13 protein-coding genes are annotated in these 16673 nt (G+C 35.0%); 4 read left to right on the forward strand and 9 right to left on the reverse strand.

The window, feature by feature from the left end:
• Window positions 1-285 precede the first annotated feature (285 nt).
• The 8 genes from EOD40_RS13365 to EOD40_RS13400 all read right to left on the reverse strand — a co-directional run bounded on the left by EOD40_RS13365 (window position 286) and on the right by EOD40_RS13400 (window position 10450).
• Window positions 286-597, reverse strand: a complete 312-nt coding sequence (locus tag EOD40_RS13365) for a Dabb family protein (RefSeq protein WP_128196357.1) — start codon at window positions 595-597, stop codon at window positions 286-288.
• Complete coding sequence (locus tag EOD40_RS13370; RefSeq protein ID WP_128196359.1) at window positions 594-2333, reverse strand: family 16 glycoside hydrolase; 1740 nt, start codon at window positions 2331-2333, stop codon at window positions 594-596. Before EOD40_RS13370 ends, EOD40_RS13365 begins: the two co-directional genes overlap by 4 nt.
• A gap of 262 nt (window positions 2334-2595) precedes the next feature.
• Window positions 2596-5946, reverse strand: a complete 3351-nt coding sequence (locus tag EOD40_RS13375; RefSeq protein WP_128196361.1) for a glycosyl hydrolase — start codon at window positions 5944-5946, stop codon at window positions 2596-2598.
• Window positions 5947-6148: 202 nt separating this feature from the next.
• A complete protein-coding gene (locus tag EOD40_RS13380) occupies window positions 6149-7057 on the reverse strand; it encodes a helix-turn-helix domain-containing protein (RefSeq protein ID WP_128196363.1) in 909 nt (302 codons plus the stop codon).
• A gap of 216 nt (window positions 7058-7273) precedes the next feature.
• Window positions 7274-8029, reverse strand: a complete 756-nt coding sequence (locus tag EOD40_RS13385) for a cyclase family protein (RefSeq protein WP_128196365.1) — start codon at window positions 8027-8029, stop codon at window positions 7274-7276.
• Between the two features lie 26 nt (window positions 8030-8055).
• Window positions 8056-8796, reverse strand: coding sequence for an SDR family NAD(P)-dependent oxidoreductase (locus EOD40_RS13390; protein ID WP_128196366.1), 741 nt, complete (start codon window positions 8794-8796; stop codon window positions 8056-8058).
• Window positions 8797-8831: 35 nt separating this feature from the next.
• Complete coding sequence (gene hisD, locus EOD40_RS13395) at window positions 8832-10127, reverse strand: histidinol dehydrogenase (RefSeq protein WP_128196368.1); 1296 nt, start codon at window positions 10125-10127, stop codon at window positions 8832-8834.
• A 26-nt stretch (window positions 10128-10153) separates the two neighbouring features.
• Complete coding sequence (locus tag EOD40_RS13400) at window positions 10154-10450, reverse strand: antibiotic biosynthesis monooxygenase family protein (RefSeq protein ID WP_128196370.1); 297 nt, start codon at window positions 10448-10450, stop codon at window positions 10154-10156.
• A gap of 433 nt (window positions 10451-10883) precedes the next feature.
• On the opposite strand from EOD40_RS13400, the gene EOD40_RS13405 reads away from it, so the two are divergent.
• Entirely contained in the window at window positions 10884-12929 is a 2046-nt protein-coding gene (locus EOD40_RS13405; RefSeq protein WP_128196372.1) for a glycoside hydrolase family 3 protein, read from the forward strand.
• 86 nt (window positions 12930-13015) lie between these two features.
• Here EOD40_RS13405 and EOD40_RS13410 read toward each other — a convergent pair whose 3' ends face one another.
• Window positions 13016-13903 carry a helix-turn-helix domain-containing protein gene (locus EOD40_RS13410; protein ID WP_128196374.1) on the reverse strand — a complete coding sequence of 296 codons (888 nt, stop codon included), beginning with the start codon at window positions 13901-13903 and terminating at the stop codon, window positions 13016-13018.
• A 156-nt stretch (window positions 13904-14059) separates the two neighbouring features.
• On the opposite strand from EOD40_RS13410, the gene pcaH reads away from it, so the two are divergent.
• Genes pcaH through pcaB form a run of 3 tightly spaced genes read left to right on the forward strand, consistent with a single transcriptional unit; the run spans window position 14060 to window position 16663 of the window.
• Entirely contained in the window at window positions 14060-14767 is a 708-nt protein-coding gene (gene pcaH, locus EOD40_RS13415) for a protocatechuate 3,4-dioxygenase subunit beta (protein ID WP_128196376.1), read from the forward strand.
• A gap of 6 nt (window positions 14768-14773) precedes the next feature.
• A complete protein-coding gene (gene pcaG / locus EOD40_RS13420; RefSeq protein ID WP_196781450.1) occupies window positions 14774-15310 on the forward strand; it encodes a protocatechuate 3,4-dioxygenase subunit alpha in 537 nt (178 codons plus the stop codon).
• A gap of 27 nt (window positions 15311-15337) precedes the next feature.
• Window positions 15338-16663, forward strand: a complete 1326-nt coding sequence (gene pcaB / locus EOD40_RS13425) for a 3-carboxy-cis,cis-muconate cycloisomerase (protein ID WP_128196378.1) — start codon at window positions 15338-15340, stop codon at window positions 16661-16663.
• The last annotated feature ends 10 nt before the right edge of the window (window positions 16664-16673 follow it).

The raw sequence follows: 16673 nt of genomic DNA on the forward strand, positions 1-16673 counted from the left end.
GATTTCGTTAAATCATTATAATCTATAATAAAGTTAGGTCTTTTTTTGTTAAAATAAATGTGATGAAATAGAAAATTAGGATGTCCTTTTTTTGTTTGTTGCAAAAAAAAAGGCGAATCCTAATTAATTGGATTCACCCTTTTTTAAACAAAAACTAAAAACTATTTTTAATATGGTCTACTTTATGGATAAGATGCTTATTTACTTGATAAAACTGAAGATCATTTATAAGATTAAAAATTACCTCTGATGAGTTCCCATTTTTATACAAGTTTTTTACGTTAGTTATTTTAATTTAGAAATGTCAATAATTGACTCATAATCTATTTCTAAAAAATCCTCCACCATTTTTAACCAATAATTTTGAATAAATAATTTGTGGTTTGGATGATTATTATAATTTTCGTAAACTTTATAATTATCAAATTCCATTGATAAACCAAACTCAAACTTATTTTTAGAACTTGTTTGTTTTAATGCTTTAAATTTTTGTACACCTGGAATTTGAGATAATTCAAGAGCAGCTTTAAAAAAATCTTGTTTTTCAATTTCAGAAATGGCTGGTTTAAATTTAAAAATTACGGAATGATCTATCATTTTTTTTTAATTGAATCGCTGTTCATTAATTTGTTATAATAATCAATAGATTGATTAATGGCTTTATTAACACTTGAGTTTTCATCATCTTCAATATCGCTTTCCAGAATGATGTTACCTTTAAAATGTTGGCGTTTTAATTCCTCAAAAACAGCAGGATAATCTATTATTCCAGCGCCTAACGGAACATCTTTTAATTCAGGATTATTGTAGGCTGTAATGTCTTTTAAATGAAGAGCAATAATATGTCCTTCTAGTTTTTTTATTGCTTCTACAGGGTTTATGCCGCTTTTAGGGTAATGACCTAAGTCTGGACAAGCTCCTAAATTAGGGTATTTTTTTAAAGCAATTAGCAAAGTATCAGGATTCCAAAAAGAGCTAACAGCTTTCCAATGGTTGTGAATAGCTACTTTGATTCCGTAAATCCCAGCTAAACTATCAACGGTTTTTAACATGTCAGGAGCTGGTTCGGCGGCAATGTATTTAGCATTTAATCCTTTTGCAATTTCAAAATCTCTAATCCATTCTTTTACTGTTTTTCCACCAGTAGCATAAATAGATTCCATTTTCAACCCTTTGTTTTTAATCATTGCATCTATTTTTTTGATGCTAGAAGGAGATAGGTTCATTACCAAAGAATCGTTAAATTCTTTTCCTGCTTTGCTAAAAGTAAAACCTTCTATATATTTTAATCCTGTATTAGCAGCTTCATCTAGTTGTTTGCTAACAGAAGAAGTTAGGAATCGCTCTTTGCTTTTCTCTTTTTCTTCAGCTGAAGGGGTGTGAAATGCCCATAAAGAAACTCCAAATTTCCAACCAGGAGTTGGGGCTAAAGCAGCAATTTTCTTGATGTCATTAGGGAAGTCAGTAATTTCTTGAATAGTAATGTCTTTATAAAATACTTCAGCACCTTCTGATTGTAATAAAATTTTTCCTTTGGTCAATGGAGTTGTTGATTTGTCAGCATTCTGAACACCTGCATTTTGCAAAGCCATCACAACATGACCGTTCACTAAATATACTGCCGAACTACCGATGGTATATAAATCTACTGTTGTCCATTTGGTAGCATCGCTTTCAAAATCTTGAGAGCGGCTCACGGCATTATTAAGTGTAGGTGAGTAGCCTCCCATAAGTTGGAAAGCTGCGTTGGAATCCCATTTTTTTGTATCACTAACTCTTACATCAGCAAATGGCCGAAGAGAAAAATCTTTATTGGCTACTAAAAATAAATCGCCAGTTGTTTTTTCGGCAATCTGTAATTCAAGCCCCATCATGAATACATTCCAAAGACCGTCTTCATTTGTACCAGTAAGGTGAAACATGATACCACAATCTTTTGGTAAATCTAGACGAGGTGCCCATTTTTTTGAGCCCCATTTATACTTTAATTGCAAATGATAATTGGTATATGCTGATTTGGTGGTCAGTCCTCCATAAATTTCGCCAGAAACCTTTAAAACTTTTTCGTTATTAATAGTCACAACTTTGAAGACATCTTTGGGATCATTCATACCTAAAGGTGTTCCATCCATTCCATTTCCTTTTATAGTACCTTCTGGTAACCCCTTGACACTTGTATGTGGAGCGCCTAGCCATTTATACCAATAACTCAAATTTTTATCTAAAAGATTGATAGGTTTGCTTTTTGTTTGTGATTGACTATTTATTGTCATAGAAAGACTTAGTATTACCGTGAAGGCAATTGCTTTTTTTATAGTGTATACTGTTTTCATGAAATTTGAATTTTCTTTAATTAAATTGGTTGTTTTAGTTGGGAAATAAATTAGGTAGTATAATTTTATTATTCAAAATTGAGGATTATAAACTGACTTAGTGAATCAAAAAAAGGCTGTAACTATTCAAAATAATTACTAAGTTTGTGAAAATTAAAGTATTGGATTGTTTTATAAATGATTGATACTTAAAAAGGGCGAATCCTAATTAATTGGATTCACCCTTTTTTAAACAAAAACTAAAAACTATTTTTAATACGGTCTACTTTATAGATAAGATGCTTACTTCACTTAATAAACCGGAAGGGAGTAGTGGTGAAGTTGCTTTGTAAAATGTCATGGTGGTATAGGTTATCTTTTTAGCATTGGCTTGTTCATCGCCGATAAGTCTGTTAACCCAAAGATTGGTTACTTTTATTTCTAAGATATTTTTACCAGATTTTAAGACTTCGCTCACGTTAACTCTAAATGGTTTTTTCCAAACTATTCCTAATGATTTTCCATTCACAATTACTTCGGCCAGATTTTTTACTTCTCCTAAATCAATCCATAATTGGGTTCCTTTTTTGAACCAATTTTTCGGGGCGTCAATTGTCTTCGAATAGGTTCCTGTTCCTGAAAAATATTTAACGCCTTCTGTTGCATTTTCTGTCCAGGAAGTTAATTTATCAATAGTAATGGAATCAGGTGCGCCACGTTCTTTTTGGAAACTTAAATTCCAATTTCCATCAATGGTTGCTATTTTGGTTTCTGTTGGAACAGCAACAACTTGAGTTGACTGCGTTGTATTGTTGCTAAAAACTACAAACACGGCATCGTTAGGTTCTAAATGTAAAGCAACTTTGGTAGCGCCATTTGCAAACGAATAAGAAGCGGCTTCTGTTTTTTCTGTATCGGGATGCCAAATTTCAACTGATTTTCCTGAAACTCTAAAAGTAGCTTCTATGTTTTCAACCCTGTTGTTTCTGTTATTGATCCAATAGATTTCCTGTTCAGGCAAAGTACGGTGAACATAACGTAATTGAGTATCGGCCTGTGGTTTAGTGTATTCAAAATCTGGAGCGATATTCATTTTATTCAATACTTCCTGAATGCTTTGTCCAGTGTACACCGTTCCTTTTCCGATAGTTTTAACTGTGTTTTCAGCTCCCCATAATTCATTTATAATCGAATTAAATGCTGTTTTATCATCAGTTAAACTAGGAATATTTATAGGTTTTGGACCTACTACAACAGCGCCGGCTTCAACCAATTCTTTTATTTTTTTAGCTACTTTTAAAGTCATCTGTTGACTGTTTTTGTCCAAGGCTAAAATTTTATACTGCATGCCGCTTGGCGTTACAATTTGCCCATTAGAAACAGCAAGTACATTGATTAAGGCGTCGGCATTGGCAAAATCATAATTATAAGCTTCTGGCACTTCAGGTAATTTTTTCATGAAAAGAGAAGTGATATTGTTGTCTTCTCCGTAATAGTAAATCACATCGGCTACAAATTTACCTTGTTGTAACAAGTAAGAACTTCTGGCAAGATAATCGGTCCAGGATTTCGCTTGTTCTGCCCATGTTTCATGACGCGTAAACCATTGGCCGAAAGGCCCTAATCCTAAACCAGGGAACTTATCATCTGTAGGTTGGTGTACCGAAGTGTGAATTACAAAGCGGTTCAAACCACTCGCTAATTCCATATCAGCTGTTGGTTTTAAGATTTCCGGTGAATAACCAAAGGAATTTCCCATGGCTGTCAATGATTCAGCAGCTACTAAATTTTGACCGTAAATATGGGCAACTGATGCCGATTCACGGATATCGGCTTCATGTAAAATAGTTCCTCCTGACAATCCGCCCGGAGTCCACATGGCTGACATAGGAACCGCTGCTGTACGTTTCACTTCCATACCATCAGCAATAAGTGCTCTTCCGTTTTCATGTGATTCAGAGTAACGTTTCATACCACGTTCATCAAGAATTTTAGTCAGATTATCATAATGATTTTCAGCTACTAACTCACTAAGTGTTTTACGGTAATCCCATAAAAATTGCTCACTGTCTTCTGAACTTTTTATAATATGTCCTGTTAATACGGGCATCCAGGGAAGTAAGTTATAGCCACGTCTTTTAGCAAATTCAGCAGGTAAATTAGCAGTCCAGTTTTGTGCTCCGGCTTCCCAGCTATCAGTAACCATGTACTGTAAACCGCCTTTGTCTCCCATCAATCCGGCAGTGGCACTTTTATATTGATCTAAGTAATTTTCAAAATAAGCCCTTACCGCTACAGCATCTAATTTGTCTACTTCTAATCCGGTTGCTTCAGGTGATGCAGGATGATTCGTGATTCCAATTAATGAATAACCAAAACGTACAATAGTCCAATTGCCTTTTGGTGCTGTCCAGTTTAAAATACCATCTTTAGTTACTTTATCGGTCAAATCAATTATGTCAGTTAAGGCAATTCCATTAGTAGTGCTTGGAGTTCCTTTTAGATTTACGCTACTAGCAGGAGCAAAGGCTGCTTTTTCTTCAAATCGGTCAATTCGTGTTTCGGTGTGTAATACAATTTCGGCAATTTCTGTTCCCGGAGAAGATTTTGGTGTACCGATATCTTGTCCCATCATGGCAGCAAGGTTAAATGGTGGTGGCGGGTTTTTGAAAGTAACTCTAAAATATTTAGCCGTAGTGGCAGGAATGCTAATGGTTTGTTGTAAAACGGTTCCTGCAGGAATAAATGAAATTTGTTTGAAATTTACGCCATCATCACTAGCTTCAATACTGCGCGTATCGGCTAGTTCGCCAAACATTCCAAAAGGACCTTTGTCTCCACCACCTACAACGGTTACCGCTTTGATGGTTTGTGGTTTGTCGAAAGAAAATTGAATCCATGCATTTTCACCGTTGGTAGTAGCTGGTAACAGGTTTGTGGCAGCAAGATTGCCATCCGTCAGTTGGCTTAGATTAAAATTACCGGCACTGGAAGTTATTTTGGCTTTTAGTTCTGTTAATGTTCTATCAGTTTCAGGTAATTTATAAGCTATTACCGCTATGTCTTGGTAATATTCTGGCGGAGTTACTGCATGTGTAGGATCAGATAAGGCATCAAAAAACGGAATATTTTGAAAGCTTCCCGTTGTTTTTACTGCATTAGGCAATACACCTGAGAATTTTTGTCCTCCTTTAATATTGATTTGATTCCAGACTAATTTTTTCATACCGTCTTTGGCAGGAACCCAGGAACCACCACTTTCGCTCCAACCCGGAGAACCGGCAATGGCCATTTCTAAATGTAATGAATCGGCTAATTTGGTAGTGAATTTAAAAGCGTCTTTCCATTCGGGATCCATGTATGATAATCTCTTAGCTACTATTTGTGGAGTCATCATGGCTGCATCAAAGTTCATAAAACCACCAATTCCAATACGATTCATCCAGGCTAAATCTTTAGCAATACCGTCTTTTGAGATATTACCATTCATCCAATGCCACCAAACCCTTGGTTTAGCCGAATTAGGCGGATTGCTAAAACCTTTTGATAGGGTATTGTTGTTGTCTTGTGCATAACTGGCATTGCAGGCTAACATCAAAGAAAATAAGGAAACAATTCCTGTGATTTTTTTCATAAGTGAAATTTTAATGTTTTGATTTTTTATTTCGCTTCGAAATCCAAATTTTGTTACCCATTGTTGATGTAGGCTGTCTTTTGGATTTTGATAAATAATTAAATATTGTCTTGTAAAATATACATATCGTACATTTTAGTATACAAATTTGATACTATTTAAAAATATTTGTGAATCAAAAAAAGGCTGTAACTATTCAAAATCAATACTTTTGCAGGTATTCCATAGGTGTGAGTCCCGTTTGTTTTTTGAAAAAACGTGCAAAGTTGCTCGGGTTTTGGTCACAGAGTTTGATGGCGATTTCTGAAATGTGTAAATCGGAATATTTCAATAATGTTTTAGCTTCCAGAATAATCATTTCTTTTAGTAAATCCTGTGCTGTTTTATTGGTACAGGTTTTTACGCATTTGTTTAAATAATTGGGTGTTATGTTCAGTAAATTAGCATAATCAGAGATGTTTTGGTACTTGTAAATATGTTGGCTTAATTTGTTTTTGTAACGCTCAGTGATGTCAAAAAAAGAGTTTTTTGTTTTCTTAACTTGAAAAGGAAGTTCTTTTTTTAATTCTTCAAAAAGCACTAATAAATGATAAGCGATGAGGTTTTTATTTTCGGGATCTCCAGTAGTGTAAATTTCTAATAACCTATTCAAAATAAATTCTACGTTCTTTAATGTTTCTTCCGATAGCTGAATCACCGGGCTGGATTGAAATTGGAAAAACGAAAATTGATCACTAAGATAATTTTTAGGTAAAAATTCAAAAATCTTTTCGTCAAAATGACAATAATAACCTTCTGCATCGTCGCTAATCATTTCGTGTTGCGTGATTTGGTAAGCGGGTAGTAGAAAAATAGAAGAAGCGCCAAATTCATATTTATTCAAACCTTTATTTCTTTTAGAGGTCCCTTTTTTTAAAAAGATAAAATCATGTACTGTTTTACGATGGGGTAGTACTTGAAAAGAAGATTTTTGGGTGATAATATCTAATTTGTTGATATGATATTCCCTATTGGTGGTATTTGGAATATTTGGAGTCCAGTTGGTGTTATCAGCATGAAAACGATCCATTTCGGATGGAATCAGCGTTGGGATATATTCTTTATTAGACATTTTGAAATTTTACTTTTATTACTATGTTAATATAAATTTACAAAATTTATCTGTTGAACCTACATATTCAAAATGATTACTTAAAATCGAAAAAGAAGTAGAAAAAAAAATGTACCAAGAATCACTAAAATTTCTTTTTTAGATTCCTGATACACTTTCAAAGAAATGTATTTTTTAGATAATTGTTTTTAAAACTATCTATGATATTATTGAAACCTATTCAATTATAGCCACGGCTCTTGTCCATCCAGCACTTGCTCCTTTAATTTTTGCAGGAAAACAAGCCACTTTAAATCCAAAAGGAGGTAAGGCTTCCAGATTAGCTAATTTTTCAATTTGGCAATATTCTTTTTCAATTCCCACATAATGAGCTTGCCAAATAATTCCCTGACGTGGATTGTTTCGGTAATCTTCTGCCTGAATGTGCAATGGAATATCCCATCCCCAGCCATCAGTTCCCATTACTTTGATGCCTTGGTCAATAAGCCAATGCGTTGCTTTTGCTGAAGCACCTACATGAATGCGTACAAAGTCATCATTATGAATGCGTTTGTCGGCATCACAACGGATAAGAACAATATCAAAAGGCTTTAGGGTGTAATTGATGGCAGCCAATTTTTCAATCAAGTCTTCCGGTTCAAACATATAACCATCCGGTTTGTCTGTGAAATCTAAGACCACACCGTCATGGAAAAACCAATCCAAAGGCATTTGGTCAATAGTACGGGAAGGTTTTCCTTCGCAAGTAGGGAAGTAGTGGTAAGGTGCATCAACGTGAGTACCGCAATGACTGGTAACAGTAAGCAATTCTCCAGCAGGACCATTATCTTCGATAAAAACATCGGTCAAACCTTCAAAAAGTTTTCCTCCCATTTTTTTAGCCCCTTCCTTATGGTCTTCATAAATGATAGTGGTTGGTAGCGGTTCTTTTATTTCTTCTGATATCGTTACTGAAAGATCAATTATTTTCATGATTCGTATTTTTTATATTTTATTTATTATTTCAAAAGTCTTCCCCCATCCACGGTTATAATTGTTCCTGTTGAGAATTTTAACATTGTGGCGGTTGACAAAACGGCATTGGCTACATCTTCCCCCAGAGCAAATCGTCCCAAGGGGGTGTTGTCTTTTTGGTTTTTTAAAAACGAAGGATCTATATTCGAAGTATATTCGCCTTCAACAAAACCGGGTGATACGGATACGACTCTTATTTTTGGAGCTAAAGCCCTTGCTAACGAACGAGTCATGGAATCTAAAGCCGCTTTTGAAGCACAATACGCCACATTACTACCGATGCCAAAAATTCCGGCAATGGAGGAAATATTGACGATAAGCGCAGTGTCTTCGGTAGATTTTTGCAATAGCTCTTTAAAAGCTCGCACCATAGAAAAAGAACCTCTAAAATTAGTTTGCATAATCTTATCAATCCATTCATCGGTCAAATCGTCAAGATTTTCGTGAGCTACCGGGGTTGTGATTCCTGCATTATTTACTAAAACATCTATTTTGCCGTAGTTGTCTTTAACAAAATCACTAAAGGCTTTTAGCTTTTTCGAATCAGTTGTGGGTGCATGAAAAGCAGCATGGTTTCCTTTGGGCAAAGTGGCTATGAACTCGGTTGCTCTTTTGGAATTAGAGTTGTAAGATATGATTACATCGTATCCGTTTTTTGCAAATTTCCGACTGATAGCCGAACCAATTTCGCCTGAACCTCCTGTGATTACTACCGTTTTACGCATCGTTTTGTTTTTTAATGTGAGGAAAAAATAAAAAATTATTTTACTTCAACTTCTTTAGAACCGTATCTTCTAACACGAATATCAGCTTGTTCTTTGTGTCCGTAGAAATTTTCAATTTCGCACAAACGAGAGCAATATTCTCCAATCATTGCACTAGCCTCAGGTGTTCTGATTTCCTGGTAAGAGCAGGTTTTTAGAAATTTACCAACCCATAAACCACCTGTGTATTTAGCACCGTGTTTAGTTGGTAAGGTATGGTTTGTTCCAATAACCTTATCACCGTAAGCTACATTGGTATATTTTCCTAAGAACAAAGCACCATAATTAGTCATGTTTTCAAGAAAGTATCTTGGATCAGCTGTCATTACCTGAACGTGTTCACTTGCGATTCTATCAGCTTCGGCTACCATTTCGTCAATAGTATCCACTAAAATAATTTGACCGTAATCTTTCCAGGCAATACTAGCCACATCAGCTGTAGGTAATACTTTTAGTTGTCTTTCTATTTCAGCGATTGTTTCGTAGGCTAATTTTTCTGAATTAGTCAATAAAATAGAAGGAGATGTTGGGCCGTGTTCTGCTTGTCCTAATAAATCTACTGCACAAATTTCAGCATCAGAAGTTTCGTCGGCAATTACCAAAGTCTCCGTTGGTCCTGCCAATAAATCGATTCCTATTTTTCCGAATAATTGTCTTTTGGCTTCAGCCACATAAGAATTACCCGGTCCTACAATCATATCTACGCTTTCAATTGATTCAGTTCCAAGTGCCATAGCGGCAATAGCCTGAACTCCACCAAGGATATAAATTTCATCGGCACCAGCCATAGCCATGGCAGCGATAGTGGCAGCAGGAATTTTCCCGTTGATAGGAGGGGTACAGGCAACTACACGTTTTACACCTGCTACTTTTGCAGTTAAAACACTCATGTGCGCTGAGGCTACCATTGGATAACGACCTCCTGGAATGTAACAACCTACGCTGTTCACAGGCACGTTTCTGTGTCCCAAGAAAACACCAGGCAGCGTTTCTACCTCAATGTCATGCATAGAATCTTTTTGATGTTGGGCAAAATTTCGAACCTGAGCTTGCGCAAATTTGATATCTTCAATTACTTGTTCAGGCACAGTACTGATAATTTCTTTAAGTGCATCAGCTGAAAGGCGAAAGTTTTCAGGAGACCATTTATCGAATTTTTCAGATAATTCAAATAAAGCTTTATCGCCATCAGTTTTTACCTGTTCAATAAGGTTTTCAACAATCTCTCGCACTCTTTTATCATTAGTTTCCGCTTCAAATAAAGCAATACCTTCTTTAATTATTTTTTTCATTATGTTTTATTTTAGTAATGTGTAATTTATATTTTAGTGATAATTTCAAAATGTTCAGCAACAGGAGGATTTTGAAAATGAGGAGATAAAAGTGCTCGCCATTGGACAAATAAATCAGATTCTCTAAACCCGATAGTGTGATCTTCAAGTGTCTCCCAATGTATTAAAATAACAAATTTTGTTGGTATTTCGATACAATGTTGGCATTCCAGTCCCAGAAATCCTTTAGACTTTGAAACCACTAATTTTGCCTCTTGAAAAGCAGCAGTAAAAGCAGTTTGTGATTGCTCTTTGATGTCAAAAGTTGCTATTTCTAAAATCATGTTTGTAGAATAAGGTTAAAATGAATTTATATACTAATTAATGGCTTGATTTTTTACGCATTTGGTAATTAATCAATTTTATTTTTACAAAATTCACAAAAAAAGAAAAGCAAAAACAATCATTAAAACGACAGAAATAATCAAAATCAATCATTTTAATTGTTTAGAACTTGTTTTAGGTGTTTGTAGTATTCAATATGTAGGTTTGATGAAAGAAAATTAGAGCAAAGAGGTATTCTTTTTTATATCTTTATTAATCGCAAAAAATCAATTTATTTCAACACTTTGGCAGAAATTAGCCTTCAACGGATTCATTTTAAAATACTTATTCTTGATTTTGAATGGTAAGAGAATGTTTTTGAATAATGAATGTTTCCAGCTTAGTTTATTTTTACCAAGTAAATTATAATAGTTATAAATGTAAATTTAGAAAATGAAAAACAGCATAAGTCCATATAAATTGATTTTTTTTGGTGTAACTACTGTATTTAGTCTCTCTTCTTGTGTTGTGACTAAAAACAAAGAAGGGAAGAAAAACCAAGCCGAATTAGGTTATCGTTCTGTAAGTCTTATCGAAGTAGACGGCTATAAGTTCAAAGATCTAAACAAAAACAATGCATTAGATGCATATGAAGATTGGCGTTTGTCTCATGAAGTAAGAGCAAAGGATCTTGTTTCGAAAATGAGTCTGGAACAAAAGGCAGGTTTTATGCTTATCAGTACCACGCGTTTAGAAAATGACTGGTCTTTTGGTAAACCGGAGAATTCGGAACCTATAACAAGTGGTTTCAATGAAAAGGATTTGCTTAGTACCACCAATATGTTTACCAGGAAAGATTTAGATTATCCCATTATGTCAGCGGCCGGAACGACCAAAGATGTAAAGGGATTTCATAAAAGGCATTTTATTCTAAGAGCAAATCCTTCACCGAAAATTTTAGCGGAATGGGCAAATAATTTACAGGCTTTATGCGAAAGTGATGGTCTGGGAATTCCAGGTTTGATAGCTTCCAATACTCGCAATCATATTTCAACAGATGTGGCTATAGGTTTGAATGTTTCTGAAACGCCTTTTACCACCTTTCCCGGAGAGTTGGGGCTGGCAGCTATGCGAGATATGCAGCTAGTAAGAAAGTTTGCTGACATTTGCAGGCAAGAATGGACTGCTGCCGGAATTAGAAAAGGATATATGTATATGGCCGATTTGGCTACTGAACCACGTTGGCAACGGGTAGAGGGTACTTTTGGAGAAGATTCAAAGTTGGCAGCTGATATGATTAGTGAAGTAATTTTTGGGTTTCAGGGAAAGAAAGTAAATCCCAATTCGGTGGCGTTAACAACAAAGCATTTTCCTGGAGGAGGAGCAACTGAAGGAGGACAGGATCCTCATTTTGAATGGGGTAAAAGAGAAGTTTTTAAAGGCGGAATGTTTGAAAATAATCTAATACCATTCAAAGCAGCCATTGCAGCAGGTACATCATCCATTATGCCTTATTATTCATATCCCGTAAACACAGAATATGAGGAGGTATCTTATGCTTATAATAAAAGAATCTTGCAGAAAGTTTTGCGTAAGCGATTGGGTTTTAAAGGAATTATAAATTCAGATACAGGACCTATCGAAATGATGCCTTGGGGAGTTGAAAAATTAACTATCGTAGAAAGGTATAAAAAAGCCTTAGAAGCAGGTGTTAATTTATTTTCAGGAACAGCAGATCCTGGAAAGTTAATTGAAACGATAAAAAAATATCCTGAATTAACAGCTTTAGTTGATGAGTCGGTTTATAAATTGTTAATGGAAAAATTAGACTTAGGGCTGTTTGAAAATCCCTATGTAAATGTTGAAGCGGCAACCCAAATTATAGGTAATGCAACATTTAAAGAAACAGCAGATCTTGCGATGCGAAAGTCTATTGTGTTGCTAAGAAATGACGAAAAAATCCTTCCGGTTAAACCAAAAGTAAAAGTTTATTTTGAGATCTATTCGCCAAATAAAGGCAATACTCCTTCAACTGTTTTTAAAACGGATAAAAATACTTGGGATGTAGAGTTTGTAACTACTCCGGATAAAGCTGATGTGGTGTTGCTTTGGCTGATTCCAAAAGGAAAATCTATGTTTGCTTCTGATGGTTCTCCTCTTCATGTGAATTTGGCTAATAATGGCATAGATGTGAAATATGTGAACCAGATTACTTCTAAGCCTACCATATTAGTTGTTAACTATACAAACCCATGGGCAATTGATGAAATTTATAAAGGAAATTCAAAAACCATAAAAGCTGTAATGGCAACTTTTGGAACAACGCCCGAAGCGGTTTTAGATATTGTTACGGGAAAATTTAAACCAACAGGGAAAATGCCGTTTTCTACTCCTGTTACTGACGAAGCAGCACAGAATCAAAAACCAGATGTGCCAGGATATTTAGAAGGCAAGGGATATGAGTTTTTTAAATTTGGAGAAGGTAGAAACGGATATTGATTTTTATTCTTAAAAAAGTAAGTTGTTTTATTTAATACGAAAACGGGGTTTGTGCCCCGTTTTTTTGTTTTACAAATAGGATGCTTTTATTCTTTTTGAATAGTACTGCTTCTAAACTGATTCGGAGAAAACCCTGTTTGCTTTTTGAATAATCTCGAAAAGTAGGCAGGGTCTTTAAAATTTAATAAATAGGATATTTCAGAAATGGAATAGGAGGTGTAAACCAGGTATTTTTTTGCCTCGGTAATAGCATAATCATGAACAACCTGTAAAGCCGATTTTTGCACCAAAGATTGACAAATTCTATTAAGATGCACCGGAGTGATTCTTAAATCATTGGCATATTCTTTAATGAGTTTGGATTCGGGTAATGTTTTTTTAATCAGTTTTTGGAAATTATGGAAATAAGTAAGTGTTCTGTTGTTAGCGGTTTCTTTTTCATTTTCAAAGCTGTTTAGATTGTGTAATCCAACGAAAAATAATTGAAATAAGGATTGTAAACAGAGTTGTTTGTAGGTGTTGTTTTCGGTAATTTCTTTTACGATTTTGTCTTTTAAGTAGAGTAAATCATTTAAGCTGTCTTCATTATCTGAATTAAAACTATACTGTTTGGCCTTGTTTAGTTCTAAGAGTATCAGAGGGCTGTTTGTAAAAATAGTTTCCATGAATTGTTCCGATATGGTAAGTACTTCACCACATACATCTGACTGAAATTCAAAACCATGGAATGTATTTGTGGGGATTAAAAGAATGCATGGCGCCTTCAGTATTATTTTATTATTATCCTGAATAAGAACTCCTTCCCCGGATGAGATAATGAAAATTTGAAATAAATCAGTGTGTAAATGTTCATTGATTTCCCAATTGTATAATTTACTTCTGGTAGCTAACAATTCATGGTGTACAAAATTGCCTAACTCATGCTGGGCATTGTCACCATATAGTCCTTTATAGTTTAGAAGATTTTTTTTCATTTTATTTTTTGATTCAACAATAATACTCGTTTTTTTATAATTAAAAAACAAAAATGTTTGTTTTGTGCAAGAATGTTTGTTTTTAATCCAAACTTGGAATGTTTTACTCAGCTACTTTTGTAATAGTAGATTTTGATTAATTATAAAAGCAACATTATGAGTGATTTTATTGATACCCCTTTAGATATTGAAGTACATCCTCCGAAATTATATGCTGAATATACTTCGACTATTTTGCGTGCTCCAAGTAAGCCGATGATTCTTTTAAAAAAATCGCTAACAGAGCGTACTGGGCCACTTTTTCAAGATTTTAATTTGGGCGCTTTAGATCATGATTTAACTAAGAATTCAATTAAAAACGGAGAACCCTTAGGCGAACGTATTGTGGTTCATGGAACGGTTAGAAACGAGAAAGGCGAACCAGTTCCTAATACCATTTTAGAAATATGGCAGGCCAATGCTGCGGGTCGTTATGTTCATAAAGTAGATCAGCATGATGCTCCTTTAGATCCAAATTTCTTGGGAACGGGACGTTGCATGACTGATGCTCAGGGAAATTATAAATTTTACACCATAAAACCAGGAGCATATCCTTGGGGAAATCATCATAATGCCTGGAGGCCAAATCACATTCATTTTTCATTATTTGGTAACCAAATTGTAAGTCGCTTAGTGACTCAAATGTATTTTCCGGGAGATCCTTTGTTAGAATATGATCCTATTTATAAAGCGGTGAAAGCCAAAGGTCGTGAACTGTTGATATCTAAATTTGACCTCGAAGTTACCGAACCAAATTTTGCCTTAGGCTATCGTTTTGATATTGTACTTAAAGGAAATCAAGCAACACCATTTGAAAACAGATAAGAAATTATGAGCACTAAAATGTTACAAACACCCTCACAAACGGTAGGTCCTTATTTTGCTTACGGTCTCACTCCGAAACAATATGGTTATGATTTTAAAAATTTGGCAACAAATGTTTTAGAAAATATCCCCGAAGGAAAAGAAATAATTAGCATTAAAGGGAAAGTTTTTGATGGAGAAAACAATCCTATCCCGGATGCCATGATTGAGTTGTGGCAAAATGACGGAGAGAACCAATTTTTTGGTAGATTTGGTACAGGCACCGATAGCGAAAATCATTTTGTTTTTCAAACTATAAAACCGAATTCGGTTGAAGGTCAGGCGCCTTATGTTTCATTAATTGTTTTCATGCGTGGACAATTAATTCATTCTTATACCCGTATTTATTTTTCGGATGAGGAAATTTTGAATCAGCAAGATGCGGTTTTAAATAGTATTCCGGATGAAAGAAGAAATACAATTATTGCACAAAAAAAAGGATCGATTTACGAGTTTAATATTTATATGCAAGGAGAAAACGAAACGGTTTTCTTTGAAGTATAAATAGCTCTTACTTTTAAAACTTTAGCTATGAGTTTATATACCCAATTGTTTTATTCGAAAGAAGTTAATGCATTCTTTTCAGATTCAGAATCTATTCGCCAACTGTTACGCGTTGAAGCAACATTAGCTCAATCTCAGGCTAATAAAGATTTGTTTTCAAAAGAGATAGCTGATGTTATCTCAACTTGTTGTACAGGTTCTGAAATTGATATTGAACAGCTGAAAAATGACATTCCGTTAGGCGGAAATGCGGCCATTCCATTGGTAAAACAATTGACAAAAATAGTTGCTGCTAAAGATGCAGAAGCAGCTAAATATGTTCATTTAGGAGCAACCAGTCAGGATGTTGTAGATACGGCTTTGGTATTACAGATCAAGGAATTTATAGGTTGGGCAAATGCCAAAATAGATTTTTTGGAGAGACAGTTGATTGCTCTTACACAGCAACATCAGGAAACTATTATGATAGGGCGTACACTGTTGCAACATGCAAAACCTACAACTTTTGGTTATAAAACTGCTGGTTGGTTAGAGGCCGTTTCGAGAAGTAAACAACGCTTGCAAGCCGTTCAAAAAAGGCTTTTGGTGGTGCAGTTAGGAGGAGCTGTCGGGAATGGAAACATTGCTATTAGTACTGAAATACAACATGAATTTGCTCAATTATTAGGTTTGAAGCCTTCGTTTACCTGGCATTCCCATCGCGATAATTTAGCTGAATTAGCCAGTGTTTTGAGCATATTGGGCGGTAGTTTAGGGAAAATTGCAAAAGATGTTTCGCTATTGATGCAAACGGAAGTAGCCGAAGTTTTTGAAGGGGCTGCCGAAGGAAAAGGAGGTTCCAGTACGATGCCACACAAACGCAATCCGGTAAGTTGTGCTGCCATTTTAGCCAATACCAATAGATTGCCTCATCTGGCTGCGACATTGTTTTCGGCAATGCCGCAAGAGCACGAACGTTCTGTAGGTTTATGGCATTCTGAATGGGAAGTTTTGGTCGAAATCATGCAATTAACTGCGGGTTCAATTGAGAAAAGTATTGGTTTAATTGAAGGACTGGAAGTAGATAAAAATAAGATGCTTACTAATTTGGAATTAACCAATGGTTTGATTTATGCCGAAAATCTAAGTTTGGCTTTAGCCAAAAAAATAGGCAAGTCTGCTGCGCATGAGTTGATAGAAAAAGCATGTAAAAACGCTATTCAGGAAAAGAAACATTTAAAAGAAGTTATTCTCGAAATGAATATTGAAATCGATGATTTAGACGAATTATTCAATCCTAAAAATTCCATCGGTTTAAGTTTAGAATTAGTGCGCCAAGTTTTAAAGCAGTACGAAATCGTTCGATTTAAATAATCTGTTTTAC

Source organism: Flavobacterium sufflavum, from assembly GCF_004016525.1.
GTDB lineage: Bacteria > Bacteroidota > Bacteroidia > Flavobacteriales > Flavobacteriaceae > Flavobacterium > Flavobacterium sufflavum.